Here is a 13,200-nt window from a genome sequence, read left to right on the forward strand (position 1 = left end):
TCCCAGCCAGCCACGGCCGGTGGCGAGGTTGTCACCACCACGGGTCAGCCCGTACGGGGTGTAGGCGTTGCGGGTGATGGTGCCATCAGGGCCGATGGCGACCTGCGCGGATCCTTGCACATCACCCAACAGGAATTTCACACCATCGGCATCGATATAGCCCACGGTCGAGGAGTCGAAGCTCACATAGCGGCGAGCCTGCACCCCTCCGGTCGTGGTGGTGTCGGTGTCGGTTGCTTCCACGTCACCGATCCACACCGTCGCCCCAGTACCGGTGATACGGGCAAACCTCTGCCCGCCACCGTCATACAGGAACGTCTCACCGTCGACCCCGGTGAGGTTCGACAACGGATCCCACGACAGTGTCTGCGTCACACCATCCACCGTACGGGAGGCCATACGCCCAGCAGTGTCATACGTGAACTTGTCAGCCCCAGCCGACACCGCCGCATGAGGAGAGGTGGTGCTGTAGGCGTAGGTGAGGGACTGGACTGCGCTCGTCTCAGGCTCTGTCGTCGCTGCGGCAATCGGAGCCATCGTCAACACCTGGCTGGCGAGGCGCAAGAGCCGCGAGGAGCAAGCCGCGCGGGTCCGCGTGATGCTCGCGGAGGCATTCGAGGCCGTCGCCGCCTACAAGGAGTTCCCTTACGCGATCCTCTGAAGGCGGGATGACGACCCCGCCGGTGAGCGCGTGCGCCTTTCCGAGGCGCTTCGAGAGGTCCAGGCACACCTTACTTTTTCCAGGAGTGGACGCGCACTATCGACAGTCTCCAACCGGTGGCGCCGTCGACGAGTTCCTGCCGCCGCAGCCGAAGACACAGCCCGAATACGAGACCGTCTCGGCCGCCGACGTGGGCCTCGGCGCAGGCCCCCCGGTCCCCAAACGCGGCTACCGACCTAGCGTTCAACGAGCCGGTCAGCGTATCGGTCTTCAATGACTTGAGAATCGTCCAGCTCCAGTTCAGGCGTCGGCGAGGCCGCCGTGCAGAAGGCCGACGTCACCACTACCTCGCCCACTACGCCCGCGCGGATAGTCTCCGGCCACTTGCGGAGATCCACCTGAACAGGTCGCCTGCCCGCAGCGTCGACAGTCAATGGAGGTTCTTCCTCGAAGGTGAAGTCCGCAGCGTCTCCAGCAGGAATGGTGACAGCGCCGTAGTGCCCGCGATCGTCGATGATGATCGGCTGGTTGCAGTCGTTCGCCACCACTACATACTGATCGGCCCTCGTGCAACCCGTCAGCGCGAGCGCGAGCACAAGCGCTGCGAGCACGGACCAGCCCCCGGCTTGAGGTCTCATGAGCAACCCGACCACGGGTCTGTCGGATTCTTTGTGTAAGTGGTCATCGGCTAGCTGATGTTGAGTCGGTCGCCGTAGGTCAGCGACAGGACGTTGGGGACTTTGCTCCAGTTGTTCACTCGGCCTCCTGGGTTGCGGTCGAAGCCCCTGCTGGACGTGCTGCGTTGCTGTGATGCCAAGTACAGCACTTTGAGCGCCGATTGTTCGTCAGGGAAGTGACCGCGCCGCCTCGTGGCGGCGCGGAAGCGCGCGTTGAGGGACTCGATTGCGTTGGTCGTGTAGATCATCGTGCGGACCTCTTGGGGGAAGGCCAGGAACGGCGTGAACTCACTCAACGCGCTGCGCCACAGTCCGATCATCGCGGGGTACTTCTCACCCCACGCTTCGGCGAAGGTGTCGAACTCAAGCTCGGCAGCCTCGGCGTTCGCGGCGGTGTAGATCGCGCGCAAGCTCTTGGTGATCTTCTGCCAGTCCTTCTGCGACGAATACCGCAGGCTGTTGCGCACCAGGTGGACGACGCAGGTCTGCACGACGGCGTCGGGCCAGATCGCACCGATCGCGTCGGGCAGCCCTTTGAGGCCGTCGCAGCACACGATGCACACGTCGACGATGCCGCGGTTCTTCAGATCGGTCAGCATCGTCATCCACTGCTTCGCGCCTTCCCCGCCCGCGGGCCCGACCCACATGCCCAGAACGTCGCGGTAACCGTCCATATTGACGCCCATCGCCACATATACCGGGCGGTTCGCCACCGTTCCGGAGCGGACCTTCAGCACGATCGCGTCGATGATGACCACTGGATAGACGCTGTCGAGGGGACGGTTGTGCCAGGTGCGCATCTCCTCGGACACCTTCGCCGTCACCGCAGAGACCAGATCACGTGACACCGTGGTGTCGTAGACCTCCTCCAAGTGCGCCGCGATGTCACCGGTGGTCATCCCCTTGGCATACAGGCTGATGACGGCATCATCGAAGCCCGCCAGACGGCGTTGATGCTTCGCGACAATCGCCGGCTCGAACGGGCCTTCCCGATCACGCGGCACGTCGATCGTGACCTTACCGATCTCCGTGGTCACAGTCTTCGGTGTCGAGCCGTTGCGGGAGTTGCCCCGGTTGCGTCCAGCCTGGTCGTGCTTGTCGTAACCCAGGTGATGAGACATCTCCACCTCAAGCGCCTGCTGCAGCACCTCTTTCGTGAGCGCCGTCAGCAGGCCGTCCACGCCTGTCAGCGCGACCCCGTGGTCTCCCGCCGACGCGACCAGCTGTTCGGCCAACGCCGCCATATCAGGCTCCCCGCCCGACAACAACGGAAGCTGCCGGCCATCGCGCACCGGCGGTCCTCCCGAATCCCATGACTCCTCGTGAGTAGGCTCCATGACATGATGCTCCTTCCACCGCAGACCAGATCCGCGGCATCACGCCGAGCCACTTACACAAAATTCCTGACAGACCCGCCACTGGAGGTCCATCCATCGACATCTTCCCAGTGAGCGGTCGGCAGCGCACCGTCCACCTAACTGACGGAGTGCCATGGTGAACGAGGACCAGGTCGTCAGCGAGTTACTCATCTCGGGGCTGAGTGACTGGGTGTCGCTGCACGACGTCGTCTGGTTTTGCACCGAGGGCGCGATCAATGATCAGTCGAAGGCCAGCGTCTTGCGCGTCCTCGACCGTCTTTACGCGGACGGGTTGGTTGTCCCCGGCGATCTCGGCGAGACAGGCTTCGAGGATTGGCAGACGCCGCCGGACGGCTGGGGTGAACGCTCAAGTGACGAGCTTGAACAGCTCAACTGGCAGCCGATGGGTGCAGGACTGTGGTTGCGCCTGACCGCGGCTGGCACCCAGGTGGCGCGAGAGTGTGAGTAGTCGGATGGCTAGGCGTGCGCGTCTCCCACTGATCCACATCACGCGATGGGACTGCCGAGGGTTCTGTTGACTCGATGACCTGAACGAGCACCGCTCGAGACGGCTACGGCCACAAGGCACAGGGGAGGGGAAGACCGAACCGATCCGCCGGCATCGAACCGGAGCACGGCGCCCGACAGTACATGGTCGGAGCGAATCGCCGCTGTCACCGCGGACGCCCGCCACTGGGCTCAGACGTTGAAGCCCAGCGCCCTCAGCTGCTCGCGGCCGTCGTCCGTGATCTTGTCCGGGCCCCACGGCGGCATCCACACCCAGTTGATGCGGAAGCCGTCCACGACGCCGTCGAGCGCCTGGCCGGTCTGGTCCTCGATGACGTCCGTCAGCGGGCACGCCGCAGAGGTGAGCGTCATGTCGATCACGGCGTGCTGGTTCTCGTCGAGAGCAACGCCGTACACGAGGCCCAGGTCGACGACGTTGATCCCGAGCTCGGGATCGATCACGTCGCGCATCGCCTCCTCGACGTCCGCCGCGTTCGACGGGGTCTGCGTCTCAGTCATGACTGGTCCTTTCGTGCCTGAATCATCGCGTCCTTGAAGGCCGCCCATCCCAGCATGGCGCACTTGATGCGTGCCGGGTACTTCCCCACTCCGACGAACGCGGTCGCGTCGCCCAGGAGATCGTCGCGCTCGTCGCCCAGCTCCTCGCCGCGCGCCTGCATGAGGTCACGGAATGCCTCCATCGCCGCCTCGGCCTCGGCGATGTCCTCGCCCTCCACCAGGTCGTGGAGGACGGAGACGGACGCCTGGGAAATCGAGCAGCCTTGGCCTTCCCACGACACCGACTCGATGCGGTCGCCGTCGAGTCCCACGCGCAGCCGGATCTCGTCGCCGCAGGTGGTGTTGACCTGGTGCGACTCCCCCACCTGAACGAGGTTGAGGTCTGCCAGGCCGCGACCGTGGCCCTCGCGGGCGTGGTCCATGATGACCTGCTGGTACATCTGCTCGAGGCTGCTCATGCGTTCACTCCGAAGAAGGCGGGGACGGTCGCCAGCGCGTCCACGAAGGCGCGGGCGTCGTCCGGGGTCGTGTACACGTGCGCGCTGGCACGGGTGGAGCCGGTGATGCCGAACCGGCGGTGCAGGGGCTGGGCGCAGTGGTGGCCCACACGCACCGCGATGCCGCGGTCGTCGAGCACCTGGCCCACGTCGTGCGGGTGCACGCCGTCGACCGCGACGGCGGCGATCGCGACAACGTCGCGCGCGTGCTCGTCGCCCACGGGACCCAGGAGCCGGACTCCCGGGAGCTCCGCGGCGCCGCCGCGCAGGATCGCGGCGATCTCACGCTCGTGCGCCTCGACGGCATCCATCCCGATGTCCATCAGGTAGCGCGCGGCCGCCCCCATGCCCACCGCCTGGGCGACGGGCTGCGTGCCCGCCTCAAACCGCATCGGCGCCTCGTGCCAGGACGTCTTCTCCATGGTGACGATGGTGACCGCGCCGCCGCCGAAGACGGCGGGCGGCAACGCATCGAGCAGCTCCTTGCGGCCGTACAGCGCACCGATGCCGGTGGGACCCAGCATCTTGTGCGCGCTGAACGCCATGAAGTCCACGTCGAGCGCCTTGACGTCCACGGGCAGGTGCGGGACGGACTGGCAGCCATCGAGCACGGTGAGCGCACCCACCTGCTTGGCGCGCGCCACCAGCGTCGACACCGGCGAGATCAGGCCCGTCAGGTTCGACACGTGCGTGAAGGCCAGCACGCGGGTGCGGTCGTTCACCAGCGTATCGAGGTCATCGAGGATCAGCCGGCCGTCGTCGTCCACCGGGATCCAACGGAGGGTGGCTCCGGTGCGGACGGCGAGCTGCTGCCACGGCACCAGGTTCGCGTGGTGCTCGGTCTCGGTGACGCAGATCTCGTCGCCGGGGCCGATGCGGAAGCGCGCGGACTCCTCGCCCCCGATGCCGGCGGACGCGTTGCCGATCCCGCCGGCCACCAGGTTCAGCGCAGCCGTCGCGTTCTCCGCCCACACGATCTCGCCGTGATCCGCGCCCACCAAGCGCGCCACGTCGCCGCGAGCGCCCTCGAACAGGTCGGTGGCCTCCTCCGCGAGCAGGTGCGCACCGCGCGCGACGGCGCCGTTGTGGAGCTCGTAGAACTCGCGCTCGGCATCGATCACCGCACGCGGCTTCTGCGCGGTCGCGCCCGAATCCAGGTACACGAGCGGCTTCCCGTTCCTGACCGTGCGGGTCAGGAGCGGGAAGTCGTCGCGCAGGTTCGGGCGCAGCATCGTGGTGCTTAGGCGCTCGCCAGGAAGCGGTCGTAGCCCTCGGCCTCGAGACGCTCGGCGAGCTCCGGGCCACCCTCCTCGGCGACGCGACCGTCGACGAACACGTGGACGAAGTCGGGCTTGATGTAACGCAGGATGCGCGTGTAGTGCGTGATCAGCATGACGCCCAGGCCGGTGTCCTCCTTGACGCGGTTCACGCCCTCGGAGACGATGCGCAGCGCGTCGACGTCCAGGCCGGAGTCGGTCTCGTCGAGGATCGCGACCTTGGGCTGCAGCAGCTCCATCTGGAGGATCTCGTGGCGCTTCTTCTCACCACCGGAGAAGCCCTCGTTGACGTTGCGCTCTGCGAAGGACGGGTCCATGCGGAGGTTCTCCATCGAGGACTTGACGTCCTTGACCCAGGTGCGCAGCTTGGGAGCCTCGCCGTCGAGCGCGGTCTTAGCGGTGCGCAGGAAGTTCGACACCGACACGCCAGGCACCTCGACCGGGTACTGCATCGCGAGGAACAGGCCCGCCTTGGCGCGCTCGTCGACGCTCATCTCGAGGACGTCCTCGCCGTCGAGCAGCACCTCGCCCTCGGTGATCGTGTACTTGGGGTGGCCGGCGATCGAGTAGGCCAGCGTGGACTTGCCGGAGCCGTTGGGGCCCATGATCGCGTGGGTCTCGCCGGACCGGATGGTCAGGTCGACGCCCTTCAGGATCTGCTTGGTGCCTTCGGGGGTCTCCACGGAGGCGTGGAGGTTCTTGATCTCAAGAGTGCTCATGATTCTCCTCTTTCAGGAAGTCTGGGTCAGGGGGTTGTCGACGTCCACGAGCACCTGCTCGCCGTCGACGCGTACGGGGTAGGTCGCCACGGGGGTCATGGCGGGAAGCTCGTCGGGCACGCCGGTGCGCACGTCGAAGCGGGACCCGTGGGCCCAGCACTCGATGTGGCAGCCCTCGACGTCGCCTTCGGCCAGCGGCACCTCACCGTGCGTGCACATCCCGCCGATGGCGTAGTAGTCGCCGTCGTCGGAGCGCACGATCGCCACGGGGGTGTCGGAGCCATCGGCGAGCGTGAGGTCGGCCTGGAGCGCCGTTCCGGGCGCCAGGTCGCTCACGCTGCACGCGAGCTGCTCGCTCACTCGGTCTCCTCCGCGTACTCCTCCTCGAAGTGCTCGAGCTCGAGGTCGATCTCGCGCATGAGGCCGGCCTCGACCTCGGGAACGCCGATCTGCTGGATGAGATCCGCGAAGAAGCCGCGCACGACCAGCTTGCGGGCCTTCTCCTCGGAGATGCCGCGCGAGCGCAGGTAGAACATCTGCTCGTCGTCGAAGCGGCCGGTCGCGGACGCGTGGCCCGCGCCCTCGATCTCGCCGGTCTCGATCTCCAGGTTCGGGACCGAGTCCGCGCGCGCGCCGTCGGTGAGGACCAGGTTGCGGTTGAGCTCGTAGGTGTCGGTGCCCTCGGCCGCGGCGCGGATCAGCACGTCGCCGATCCACACCGACCGCGCCGTCTTGCCCGCGAGCGCGCCCTTGTAGGCGACGTTCGAGTGGCACTTGGGAGCGTTGTGGTCGATGAACGTGCGGTGCTCGAGGTGCTGACCCGAGTCCGAGTAGTACAGGCCCAGCAGCTCAGCCGAGCCGCCCGTGCCACCGTATTCCGCGGTGACGGCCAGGCGCACGGCCTTGCCGCCCAGCGACACGGCCACGTGCTTGTAGGTGGCGTCGCGGCCCACGCGGGCGTGGTGCGTGCCGCCGTGCACCGCATCGTCGTCCCACTGCTGCAGGCTGACGATCTCGAGCTGAGAGCCGTCTCCCACGATCACCTCGACGTTGCCGGCGTGCGCGCCGGTGCCGCGGTGCTCGAGGATCACGGTCGCCTCCGCGTGCGTGCCGGTCTCGATGACGATGTGCGAACGCGAGGCCGCCTTGCCGGTGATGGCGACGCGGATGGGCTCGGTCACCTGGGCGTCGGCAGGCACCTTCACGTGGAGCGCCTCAGCGGTTCCGGCCGATGCGATGGCCGCGATGCGGTCCTCCGGCACCAGCACGGTGCCGCGAGGGGCCTCGCCGATCGCGAGGGTTCCGGTCGACACGCCCTCGGGCGCCTGGACGTCGTACTCGGCGCCGTCGACGGGCGCGTCAGCCTGGTCCAGCACGGGCGCGAGGTCGCGCAGCGCGGAGAAGCGGTAGTCCTCGTCACGCGGGGTCGGCTGCTCGAACGCGTCCACGTCGAAGGACGTGAAGCGCTCGCCGCGCGAGCCCTCGGGGATGACGGCGCCGTCGGTGTGCGCGGCGTCTGCGGTGGCCTGCGAGTGATCGGTGGTGGTCAACCGACACTTCCTTCCATCTGAAGCTCGATGAGGCGGTTGAGCTCGAGCGCGTACTCCATGGGCAGCTCGCGCGCGATGGGCTCGACGAACCCGCGCACGATCATGGCCATGGCCTCGGTCTCGTCCATGCCTCGGGACATGAGGTAGAACAGCTGGTCCTCGGACACCTTCGAGACGGTCGCCTCGTGGCCCATGTGGACGTCGTCCTCGCGGACGTCGACGTAGGGGTAGGTGTCGGAGCGGCTGATCTGGTCGACCAGCAGCGCGTCGCACAGCACGTTGGACTTGGAGCCCTTGGCACCCTCGAGCACCTGCACCAAACCGCGGTACGAGGTGCGTCCGCCGCCACGGGCGACGGACTTCGACACGATCGAGCTCGAGGTGTTGGGGGCGGCGTGCACCATCTTGGCGCCCGCGTCCTGGTGCTGACCCTCGCCGGCGAACGCGATCGACAGCGTCTCGCCGCGTGCGTGCTCGCCCAGCATGAAGATCGCCGGGTACTTCATGGTGACCTTCGAGCCGATGTTGCCGTCGACCCACTCCATGGTGGCGCCCTCGGCCGCGGTCGCACGCTTGGTGACCAGGTTGTACACGTTGTTCGACCAGTTCTGGATGGTCGTGTAGCGCACGCGGGCGTTCTTCTTCACGATGATCTCGACCACGGCGGAGTGCAGCGAGTCGGACGAGTAGATGGGCGCGGTGCAGCCCTCGACGTAGTGCACGTACGAGCCCTCATCCGCGATGATCAGCGTGCGCTCGAACTGGCCCATGTTCTCCGTGTTGATGCGGAAGTAGGCCTGCAGCGGGATCTCGACGTGGACGCCCGGCGGGACGTAGACGAACGAGCCGCCCGACCACACGGACGTGTTGAGCGCGGCGAACTTGTTGTCGCCGGCGGGAATGACGGTGCCGAAGTACTGCTCGAACAGCTCCGGGTACTCGCGCAGGCCGGTGTCGGTGTCGACGAAGATGACGCCCTGCTCCTCCAGGTCCTCACGGATCTGGTGGTAGACCACCTCGGACTCATACTGCGCGGCGACGCCGGCCACGAGGCGCTGCTTCTCCGCCTCCGGGATGCCCAGCTTGTCGTAGGTCGCCTTGATGTCCTCGGGCAGGTCCTCCCAGCTGGTGGCCTGCTTCTCCGTGGAGCGCACGAAGTACTTGATGTTGTCGAAGTCGATGCCGGAGAGGTCGGAGCCCCAGTGAGGCATGGGCTTCTTGTCGAACAGGCGCAGGCCCTTGAGGCGCTGGTTCAGCATCCACTCGGGCTCGTTCTTCAGGGCCGAGATGTTGCGGACGACCTCCTCGGACAGACCGCGCTGCGCGAGCGCTCCTGCCGTGTCGGAGTCGTGCCAGCCGTACTCGTAGCCGCCGATCGACGCGATGATCTCCTCATCGGTCGCCTGAGGGGCGTTGTCGGTGGGGGTGCTCATGGTCATCCTTCCTTGGCGGTCACCGCAGTGACCGGGATGGTCGTGGTGCACACGTGGGCGCCGCCTGCCAGGGTCGACAGGCGCTGGACATGGACGTCGAGGACTCGTGAGAAGGCGCGGGTCTCCGCCTCGCACCATTCGGGGGCTTCCTCGGCGATGGACTGCACGGGACAGTGCCCTTGGCACAGTTGGACGGTGTAGCCACCGGGTCCCGGACGGACCGAAGTAGCGTACCCCTGTTCGGCGAGCGCCTTCGACAGCGCCTCGACCCGCTCCCCCATCGGCGACTCGTCGCCCACGGCGTCGCGCAGGACGTTCTCGAGCTCGGCGGCCTTGGCCTCGACGAACTCGTCGAGCTGGCCGTGCTCACGCATGAAGGCGACCGCGTCGACGGCCACCGAGTTGTACGCGGTCGTCAGCGAGCGCTGGCCATCGGTGGTGGCGACGTAGGACTTGGCGGGACGCCCGCGTCCGCGCACGTGAGTGCCCGGCTGCTCGTGCTCGGTGATGAGGCCGTCATCCCCGAGCGCGCCCAGGTGACGCCGCACGCCCGCCGGGGTCACGCCGAGCTCATCGGCGAGCGTCGTGGCCGTGATCGGACCGGCAGAGGCGATGAGTCCGAGAACGCGGTCGCGCGTCGTGTCAGCACCCATGTTTCGCTCCAAGTGTCCGGGGATTCACCAAGACAACATTGTCGTTGCCGAATTCGTTCCCCGCAAGCAAGGGAAGCCTTACCTGACTGTTGCGTAAATGCCTCCCAGCCACCGCATCGGCCCCCACCACGGACGCGGGCGGGGGCGGCGCCCCGCGGCACCTAGGATTGACGAGTGATCTCCCGTGCGCTCGACGCTGTGGGCCGCCGCGCGCGGCTGCTCCTGTTCGCGAACATCGTCGCCCAGGCAGGCATCATCGTCACGGGCGGCGTGGTTCGCCTCACCGGATCGGGTCTGGGCTGTTCGACGTGGCCGCAGTGCGAGCCCGGCAGCTTTACGCCGGAGTTCCATCCCGAGCAGTGGTTCCATCCCGCCGTCGAGTTCGGCAACCGCCTGCTGACCTTCGTGCTCGTGATCGTCGCGCTCGGCGTGGCGATCGCCGTGTGGCGCACGCGCCCGGATCTGAAGTGGTGGGGACTGGTGCCCGGTCTCGGCGTGATCCTCCAGGCGGTCGTGGGCGGCATCACGGTGCTGGTGAACCTGCACCCTCTCGTGGTCGCTCCCCACCTGCTGCTGTCGACGGCGCTGGTCTGGTACTCGGTGTGGCTCGCGCTCACTCACCGCCGCGCTCCGCGGCGCTCAGGACGGCCGATGCGCTGGCACCTGCGCGCTCTCGTCGCCTTCGTGGTGGCGATCCTCTTCCTGGGGGCGCTCACCACCGGCGCGGGACCGCACTCCGGCGACATCAACGCGACCGAGCGTCTCGCTCTCGACCCCGAGTTCATCTCGCGCCTGCACGCGTTCGCCGTGTGGGGCTTCCTCGCGACGTTCGCCGTGCTGGTGTGGCGCGTGCGCGCGGACCGCTCGGTCGCCGAGCCCGACGAGGTGCGCAAGTCGTGGGTCGTGCTGGGCGCGGTCACGCTCGCGCAGGGACTCATCGGGTACATCCAGTACTTCACCGGGCTTCCGGAGGCCGTTGTCGCCCTCCACCTGGTGGGCATCGGCGTGTTCGCGGCCGCGGCATCGGCCGCCCACTACCTCCTGACGGCGGAGGCGAGGACCGCTCCATGACCGTGACGCTGGAGGACATCGAGCGCGCCGCCGGCGTGCTCGCGGGTGTCGCCCAGCACACGCCCGTCGACCACGCCACGCACCTCAGCGACGCGTTCGGCGCGCCCGTGCTGCTCAAGCTCGAGAACCTGCAGCGCACGGGCTCGTTCAAGCTCCGCGGCGCGTACCACCGCCTCTCGCGCCTCTCGGAAGCCGAGCGTGCGCGCGGCGTCGTGGCCGCATCGGCCGGAAACCACGCCCAGGGCGTGGCGTTCGCCGCCGCGCAGCTGGGCATCGAGGCCACGATCTTCATGCCTCTGGGGGCTCCGGTCCCCAAGCTGCTCGCGACACAGGGCTACGGCGCGACCGTGGTCACGGACGGCGCCACCGTCGAGGAGTGCCTCGAGCTCGCGCTCGCGCACGCCAAGAGCACCGGCGCCGCGATGATCCATCCGTTCGACCACGACGACGTCATCGCCGGCCAGGGCACCGTGGGCCTCGAGATCCTCGAGGACGTGCCCAACGTGCGCACCATCGTGGTCCCCGTCGGGGGCGGCGGGCTGATCGCGGGCATCGCGGTCGCCGCCAAGCAGCGCGCGGCGCGCGAGGGCCGCACCGTGGAGGTCGTGGGCGTGCAGGCGGAGGCGACGGCCGCGTTCCCGCCGTCGCTGGCCGCCGGCGAGGTCACGACGGTCGAGCGCGGCGCCACCATCGCGGACGGCATCGCCGTCGTGCGGCCCGGGGATCGCACCTTTCCCCTGGTGCGGGACCACGTCGACCGCGTGGTCACCGTCGACGAGGACTCGCTGGCGAAGGCCGTGCTGACGGTGCTCGAGCGCTCGAAGCTCGTGGTCGAGCCGGCGGGCGCGGCGGCGGTGGCGGCCATCATGGGCGAGCTGATCGAGCCCGCGGGGCCCACGGTGGCGGTGCTGTCGGGCGGCAACATCGATCCCCTGCTGATGCAGCGGATCATCGCTCAGGGCCTCGTGGCCTCCGGCCGGTACATGACCATGCGCATCCCGCTGCCCGACCGTCCCGGCCAGCTCGCGCAGGTGTCGCTGCTGCTGGCCGACGCCGGCGCGAACGTCATCGAGGTCCTCCACACGCGACACGACCTGGGGCTCACGGTCACGGACGTGGTGCTGCAGGTGTCCGTCGAGACGCGCGGGCCGCGCCACCAGCAGCACGTGCTGGACATGCTGCGTGCGGGCGGCTTCGAGCCTGAGGTCGCGGACGCACCGTAGCCTGCCGCGCGTTCAGCGGACCAGCCGCGTCGCCTCTGGCCTGAGCCACGGCGCATCGGCCTCGCGCAGCGACGCGAAGCCGTCGCGGCGCGCGCGATCGGTCGCGAGCAGTCCCGCGACGGCCGACGACGCGTGGATCCGGCCGTCGAGAACCGCGGCCACCGCATCCTCGAGCGGCACCCAGGCGCCGATCATGTCGCGCTCCTCGTCGGTGCGCTCGTGGCGCTCGTCCTCGGGGACCTCGCCGATGTCGCGCGCGAGGAACACCCGCACGGCCTCGGACACTCCCCCGCCGGACGGGTAGTAGTCCACGAGCGTGTGCCACCGCTCGGCCGTGAGGTCCGCCTCCTCGTGCAGCTCGCGGCGCGCCGCGTCCACCGGGCTCTCGCCCGCCACGTCCAGCAGGCCGGCCGGCGGCTCCCAGCACTCGGCCTCGACCGGGTGACGGTATTGGCGCACCAGGTACACGCGCTCGGACTCGTCGAGCGCGACGATCACGACCGCGCCGGTGTGCCGCACGTAGTCGCGTGTCACGACCCCGGCCTCGCCCAGGTCGACCTGGTCGCTCGCGACGTCCCACACCTTGCCCGCAAAGCGCTCGTGGGTCGCGAGCACGGGCCGTCGGGCGCGCAGATCCGCCAGGTCGTCTGCGGCGCGCTCGTGGTCCACTGCTCAGGCGGTCGCGGGCTGGGCGTCCGCGCCGGCCTCAGCGCTCTCGCGCGCCGCGAGCGCGGCGCCGATGAGCCCCGCGAACAGCGGGTGGGCCTTGGTGGGACGCGACAGGAACTCCGGGTGCGCCTGCGTGGAGATGTAGTACGGGTGCACGTCGCGCGGCAGCTCGACGAACTCGACGAGCTCGAGATCAAGGCGCTTTCGCGCGCCATGGTGCAACTGGGACCGATCACCCAGGAGATGCTCGACGGCTTCGGTGAGCTCACCGCCGGCAACCCCATCGGGACGGTGGTGAACACCCACGCCAACGGCGACCACTGCTACGGCAACGAGCTGGTGTCCCACGCCGAGATCATCCCCACCGAGGCCTGCGCCGAGGAGAT

Annotated in this window: 16 protein-coding genes and 2 pseudogenes; 5 read left to right on the forward strand and 13 right to left on the reverse strand. The window is 68.4% G+C overall.

Features of this window, described 5'->3' with window-relative positions; genetic code table 11:
• A partial coding sequence (locus tag QZ483_RS08995) for a hypothetical protein (protein ID WP_297083118.1) occupies positions 1 to 375 on the reverse strand: 375 nt, incomplete at its 3' end.
• A gap of 103 nt (positions 376 to 478) precedes the next feature.
• On the opposite strand from QZ483_RS08995, the gene QZ483_RS09000 reads away from it, so the two are divergent.
• Entirely contained in the window at positions 479 to 661 is a 183-nt protein-coding gene (locus QZ483_RS09000) for a hypothetical protein (RefSeq protein ID WP_297083120.1), read from the forward strand.
• A gap of 236 nt (positions 662 to 897) precedes the next feature.
• Here QZ483_RS09000 and QZ483_RS09005 read toward each other — a convergent pair whose 3' ends face one another.
• Together QZ483_RS09005 and QZ483_RS09010 are read right to left on the reverse strand one after the other, a co-directional pair.
• Positions 898 to 1,272: a hypothetical protein gene (locus QZ483_RS09005; RefSeq protein WP_297083122.1), complete on the reverse strand. Its 375-nt coding sequence runs from the start codon at positions 1,270 to 1,272 to the stop codon at positions 898 to 900.
• Positions 1,273 to 1,349: 77 nt separating this feature from the next.
• Positions 1,350 to 2,675, reverse strand: a complete 1,326-nt coding sequence (locus QZ483_RS09010; RefSeq protein ID WP_297083124.1) for an IS256 family transposase — start codon at positions 2,673 to 2,675, stop codon at positions 1,350 to 1,352.
• A gap of 154 nt (positions 2,676 to 2,829) precedes the next feature.
• Between QZ483_RS09010 and QZ483_RS09015 the strand changes: the two genes are divergently transcribed.
• Positions 2,830 to 3,165, forward strand: coding sequence for a hypothetical protein (locus QZ483_RS09015; protein WP_297083125.1), 336 nt, complete (start codon positions 2,830 to 2,832; stop codon positions 3,163 to 3,165).
• A gap of 230 nt (positions 3,166 to 3,395) precedes the next feature.
• On the opposite strand, the gene QZ483_RS09020 is transcribed toward QZ483_RS09015, so the two are convergent.
• From QZ483_RS09020 to QZ483_RS09055, 8 genes are read right to left on the reverse strand one after another with little or no spacing between them, the layout of a single operon-like run.
• Entirely contained in the window at positions 3,396 to 3,722 is a 327-nt protein-coding gene (locus QZ483_RS09020; protein WP_297083127.1) for a metal-sulfur cluster assembly factor, read from the reverse strand.
• Positions 3,719 to 4,180, reverse strand: coding sequence for a Fe-S cluster assembly sulfur transfer protein SufU (gene sufU / locus QZ483_RS09025; RefSeq protein WP_297083128.1), 462 nt, complete (start codon positions 4,178 to 4,180; stop codon positions 3,719 to 3,721). The genes QZ483_RS09020 and sufU overlap by 4 nt, the downstream gene beginning before the upstream one ends.
• Positions 4,177 to 5,451, reverse strand: coding sequence for a SufS family cysteine desulfurase (locus tag QZ483_RS09030; RefSeq protein ID WP_297083130.1), 1,275 nt, complete (start codon positions 5,449 to 5,451; stop codon positions 4,177 to 4,179). The genes sufU and QZ483_RS09030 overlap by 4 nt, the downstream gene beginning before the upstream one ends.
• An 8-nt stretch (positions 5,452 to 5,459) precedes the next feature.
• The gene (sufC, locus tag QZ483_RS09035) at positions 5,460 to 6,215 is read right to left on the reverse strand and encodes a Fe-S cluster assembly ATPase SufC (protein ID WP_297083131.1); all 756 of its coding nucleotides are present in this window, start codon (positions 6,213 to 6,215) and stop codon (positions 5,460 to 5,462) included.
• A gap of 12 nt (positions 6,216 to 6,227) precedes the next feature.
• Positions 6,228 to 6,575, reverse strand: coding sequence for a non-heme iron oxygenase ferredoxin subunit (locus QZ483_RS09040; protein WP_297083133.1), 348 nt, complete (start codon positions 6,573 to 6,575; stop codon positions 6,228 to 6,230).
• Positions 6,572 to 7,765, reverse strand: coding sequence for a Fe-S cluster assembly protein SufD (gene sufD / locus QZ483_RS09045; RefSeq protein WP_297083135.1), 1,194 nt, complete (start codon positions 7,763 to 7,765; stop codon positions 6,572 to 6,574). The genes QZ483_RS09040 and sufD overlap by 4 nt, the downstream gene beginning before the upstream one ends.
• Entirely contained in the window at positions 7,762 to 9,198 is a 1,437-nt protein-coding gene (sufB, locus tag QZ483_RS09050) for a Fe-S cluster assembly protein SufB (protein ID WP_297083136.1), read from the reverse strand. Before sufB ends, sufD begins: the two co-directional genes overlap by 4 nt.
• Positions 9,199 to 9,200: 2 nt before the next feature.
• Complete coding sequence (locus QZ483_RS09055) at positions 9,201 to 9,851, reverse strand: metalloregulator ArsR/SmtB family transcription factor (protein ID WP_297083138.1); 651 nt, start codon at positions 9,849 to 9,851, stop codon at positions 9,201 to 9,203.
• A gap of 174 nt (positions 9,852 to 10,025) precedes the next feature.
• Between QZ483_RS09055 and QZ483_RS09060 the strand changes: the two genes are divergently transcribed.
• Positions 10,026 to 10,922: a heme A synthase gene (locus QZ483_RS09060; protein ID WP_297083140.1), complete on the forward strand. Its 897-nt coding sequence runs from the start codon at positions 10,026 to 10,028 to the stop codon at positions 10,920 to 10,922.
• On the forward strand, positions 10,919 to 12,145 hold the full coding sequence (gene ilvA, locus QZ483_RS09065) for a threonine ammonia-lyase (protein WP_297083143.1): 1,227 nt from the start codon (positions 10,919 to 10,921) through the stop codon (positions 12,143 to 12,145). The genes QZ483_RS09060 and ilvA overlap by 4 nt, the downstream gene beginning before the upstream one ends.
• Positions 12,146 to 12,157: 12 nt before the next feature.
• On the opposite strand, the gene QZ483_RS09070 is transcribed toward ilvA, so the two are convergent.
• Positions 12,158 to 12,814 carry an NUDIX hydrolase gene (locus QZ483_RS09070; RefSeq protein ID WP_297083145.1) on the reverse strand — a complete coding sequence of 219 codons (657 nt, stop codon included), beginning with the start codon at positions 12,812 to 12,814 and terminating at the stop codon, positions 12,158 to 12,160.
• 3 nt (positions 12,815 to 12,817) lie between these two features.
• Positions 12,818 to 13,000 (reverse strand): annotated as a pseudogene (locus QZ483_RS09075) (CTP synthase); the annotation flags it as partial.
• On the opposite strand from QZ483_RS09075, the pseudogene QZ483_RS09080 reads away from it, so the two are divergent.
• A pseudogene (locus tag QZ483_RS09080) lies at positions 12,965 to 13,200 on the forward strand (hypothetical protein); the annotation flags it as partial. The pseudogenes QZ483_RS09075 and QZ483_RS09080 sit on opposite strands and share 36 nt — an antisense overlap.

The organism is uncultured Demequina sp., assembly GCF_913055775.1.
Taxonomy (GTDB): domain Bacteria; phylum Actinomycetota; class Actinomycetes; order Actinomycetales; family Demequinaceae; genus Demequina.